Below are 3,716 nucleotides of genomic sequence, written 5' to 3'. Positions count from 1 at the left end.
TACCGGGTGGGGGCGTCGACCTCGACCTGGATGCCGCCCTTGTCGAGAGACTGCTGGGCCGCCTCGAGGGTGGCGACCACGCGGACGCCGTTCCAGCCGTCGGTGCGGGGGCGGGCGCCGGTGCGGCAGCACTCCAGGAAGTGGTCCAGCTCCAGGGCCAGCGGCTCGGTCAGGTCGGTGCGGGGCACGTGGAGGTCGCCGCGGCGCAGGCGGAACTGGAACTCGCCGAAGCCGCCCGAGACCGGGTCGGCGCCCTTGTCGTAGACGCGCAGCTTGGCCTCGGAGTCGAGGTCGTCGAAGACCACCATGCGCCGGGAGCCGACCACGGTGGTACGGCGCAGCTTCGACGGGTCAAGCCAGGACACGTGCAGGTGGGCCAGGACCCCGCCCTCGTAGCCGAGGGTGGCGAAGACCACGTCCTCCACATCGGCGTGCAGGTAGCGGGCGCCCCGGGCCGACACCCAGCGGGGGGCCGAGCCGATCAGGTAGTTCGCGATCGAGACGTCGTGGGGGCCGATCGACCACAGGGCGTTGATGTCACTCTGGATGCGGCCCAGGTTCACCCGCTGGGAGTGCAGGTACCACAGGTCGCCCAGGTCGCCGGCCTCCAGCAGCTCCCGCATCCGGGTCACGGCCGGGTTGTACTCGAAGGTGTGGCCGACGGCCAGCACCCGGCCGGCCCGGTCGGCCGCCTCGGCCAGGCCGACCGCCTCGGCCGTCGACAGGGCCAGGGGCTTCTCGACCAGCACGTGCTTGCCGGCCTGGAGGGCCTCGATGACCAGGGGCGCGTGGGTGCGGGCGGGGGAGGCGACGACCAGGGCGTCCACCTCGGGGTCGCCCATGACCTCGTCCGGGTCGGCCAGGGCCCGGACCCAGGGGTAGCGGTGGGCGACCTCGGCCCGCCGGTCCGGGTCGGGGTCGACGCAGGCCACCCAGCCCCTGCCCAGGCGCATGTGCAGGTTCCGGGCCAGGTTCGGCCCCCAGTACCCGTAGCCGAGCAGGGCCACCCGCGGCTGGTCGCTGTTCATCGACTCCATGCTATCGGGCCTGGGCATCGCCACTAGAATGGGATATCCGGCCGCCACGCAGAGAAGGGTGACGGACATGACGGACGCGTTCGCGCTGACCGAGGACCAGGAGCTGTTCCGCAGGGAATGGCGGCGGCTGTTCGAGGAGAAGTTCACCGAGCGGGCGGCCGAGATCGACCGGACCGGCGAGTTCCCCTGGGACAACCTGAAGGTGCTGGCCGAGGCCGGCCTGACCGGGATCAACGTCCCCGAGGCGTACGGCGGCGCCGGGGCCGACTCCATCACCCACTGCATCCTGGTCGAGGAGCTGGCCCGGGTCTGCGCGTCCACCTCCCTGATCCCGGCCGTCAACAAGCTGGCCACCCTGCCGCTGCTGTTCGCCGGCACCGAGGAGCAGAAGCAGCGCTTCCTGCCCCAGATCGCCGACGGCTCGGCCATGGCCTCCTACTGCCTGACCGAGCCCGGGTCGGGTTCGGACGCGGCCGCCCTGCGCTCCCGGGCCGTCCGCGACGGCGACGAGTACGTGCTCAACGGCACCAAGCGCTTCATCACCGGCGGCGGGGTCAGCAAGCTCTACATCTACTACGCCGTCACCGACCCAGACGCCGGGTCCAAGGGCATCAGCGCCTTCCTCCTCGAGGACTCCATGCCCGGCTTCGAGATCGGCAAGCACGAGGACAAGCTCGGCATCCGCGGGTCGCCCACCACCGAGGTCATCTGCAACGACGTCCGGGTCCCGGCCGCCAACCGCCTGGGCGAGGAGGGCCAGGGCTTCCCTCTGGCCCTCCGCGCCCTCGACCACAGCCGCGTCACCATCGGCGCCCAGGCCGTCGGCATCGCCCAGGGCGCCTTCGACTACGCCCTCGCCTACACCCAGGAGCGCGAGCAGTTCGGCCGCCCGGTCGGCGAGTTCCAGGGCCTTCAGTTCATGCTGGCCGACATGGCCATGCAGATCGAGGCCGCCCGCGCCCTCGTCTACCAGGCCGCCGCCAAGGCCGACCGCGACGACCCCGGCCTGACCTTCTCCGCCGCCGCCGCCAAGTGCGTCGCCTCGGACACCGCGATGCGGGTCACCACCGACGGGGTGCAATTGCTGGGTGGATATGGGTACGTGAAGGAGTTCCCTCTGGAGCGCATGATGCGGGACGCAAAAATTACACAAATATACGAGGGCACGAACCAGATCCTGAGAGTCGTCATTGCCCGGCAGCTACGCCAGAATAGAAGCTGAGGGTCGCCTAATAGGGATGCGACCAAGGGGGCCCTCGTGGGCGTCGGGACCCGGGAGGCGTTCGGGGAGCTGTTCGAACGGCATCGGCGGGAACTGCTGGTGCACTGCTACCGGATGCTGGGGTCCTTCACCGAGGCCGAGGACCTGCTGCAGGAGACCTTCGAGCGAGCCTGGCGGAGCATCGACCGGTTCGAGGCCGATCAGGCGCCCCGGGCCTGGCTGTACAAGATCGCCACCAACGCGTGCCTGGATGTGCTGCGGCGGCGCGGACGCCGGCGGCTCCTACCGTTCGACGTCATGGACCCGGTCAGCCCCGGCGGGCCGCTGCCGCAGGGCGCGGGCGAGCTGTGGCTGGAGCCGTTCCCCGACCGGCTCCTGGAAGACCCGGTGGGGGACCCGGGCGAGACGGTGGTGCAGCGGGAGACGATCGAGCTGGCGTTCCTGGCCGCCATCCAGCACCTGCCGGGTCTCCAGCGCGCGGTGTTCCTGGCCCGCGACGTCATGGGCTGGTCGGCCAAGGCCACCGCGGCCCTGCTTGGCGGCAGCGAGGCCTCGGTCAAGAGCGCGCTGCAGCGGGCCCGGGCCACCATGAAGGAGCACCTGCCCAGGCGCCGCGACGACTGGGGTGGGGAGGCCGCGGTGGGCGACCGGGAGCGGGAGGTGCTGCGGCGCTACATCGATGCCCACCAGCAGAACGACATCGAGGCCATGGCCGAGGTGCTCACCGACGACCTGCGGGTCGCCTACCCGCAGATCCCCCTGTGGTCGGACTCGCGGGCTGCCTTCATCCAGGCCACCAGGGAGTTCGCTCCTCCCGGGGAGTACCGGTTCGTCGCCACCAGCGCCAACCGGCAACCGGCGGTGGCGATCTACCACCGGCCGCCGGGGGCGCCGGTGTTCCGGCTCACCGCCCTTGAGGTGCTGCGCATCGAGGGCGACAGGGTGGCCGAGATCGTCGACTTCGACGTCCCCGACCTGTACCGGGCGTTCGGCCTGGAGCCGACCCTCCCCTGACCGACGCGCCGGTCGCGCCGTTGGGGGAGCGATTCCTTTCGGCCCGCTTCCTCGTAGCAACTGGTGAAGGCCGCCGACGGCGGCCCCGCACAGGAGGAACCGGCCATGACCGATGCGTCGACCAGCTACGACAGCCCCGAGACCCCGACCCCGGCGCCGGACATCAAGGCCCTCGGCGAGCGGCTCCTCGGCGCCTGGCGGGTGAGCGGCGGCGCCGAGGGCGTCGTCCGCTACGAGTGGATGGAAGGAGGGTTCTTCCTGGTCCAGCACGTCGAGCTCGAGCAGTACGGGCAGAAGGTCAAGGGCATGGAGATCATCGGGCACCTGCGGCCCTTCGGGGAGCCGCCGAGCCCGGACATCCACTCCCGCTTCTTCGACAGCACCGGCAACACCCTCGACTACGTCTACGAGCTGGAGGGCGACACCCTCACCATCTGGGGCGG

The 3,716-nt window shown here is 71.1% G+C and carries 4 protein-coding genes; 3 read left to right on the top strand and 1 reads right to left on the bottom strand.

The window, feature by feature from the left end; genetic code table 11:
• On the bottom strand, positions 1-1,028 hold a 1,028-nt coding region (locus VF468_29285), incomplete at its 3' end, for a Gfo/Idh/MocA family oxidoreductase (protein ID HEX5882381.1).
• A 76-nt stretch (positions 1,029-1,104) separates the two neighbouring features.
• Here VF468_29285 and VF468_29280 point away from each other — a divergent pair.
• The 3 genes from VF468_29280 to VF468_29270 all read left to right on the top strand — a co-directional run.
• Positions 1,105-2,259, top strand: coding sequence for an acyl-CoA dehydrogenase family protein (locus VF468_29280; GenBank protein HEX5882380.1), 1,155 nt, complete (start codon positions 1,105-1,107; stop codon positions 2,257-2,259).
• Positions 2,260-2,295: 36 nt separating this feature from the next.
• Positions 2,296-3,273 carry an RNA polymerase subunit sigma-70 gene (locus VF468_29275; protein HEX5882379.1) on the top strand — a complete coding sequence of 326 codons (978 nt, stop codon included), beginning with the start codon at positions 2,296-2,298 and terminating at the stop codon, positions 3,271-3,273.
• 105 nt (positions 3,274-3,378) lie between these two features.
• On the top strand, positions 3,379-3,716 hold a 338-nt coding region (locus VF468_29270), incomplete at its 3' end, for a hypothetical protein (GenBank protein ID HEX5882378.1).

It is taken from the genome of Actinomycetota bacterium, assembly GCA_036280995.1.
Classification (GTDB): Bacteria; Actinomycetota; CALGFH01; order CALGFH01; family CALGFH01; genus CALGFH01.
Note: the sequence above shows the minus strand (reverse complement) of the source record. Positions and strands in the feature narration are given on the sequence as shown.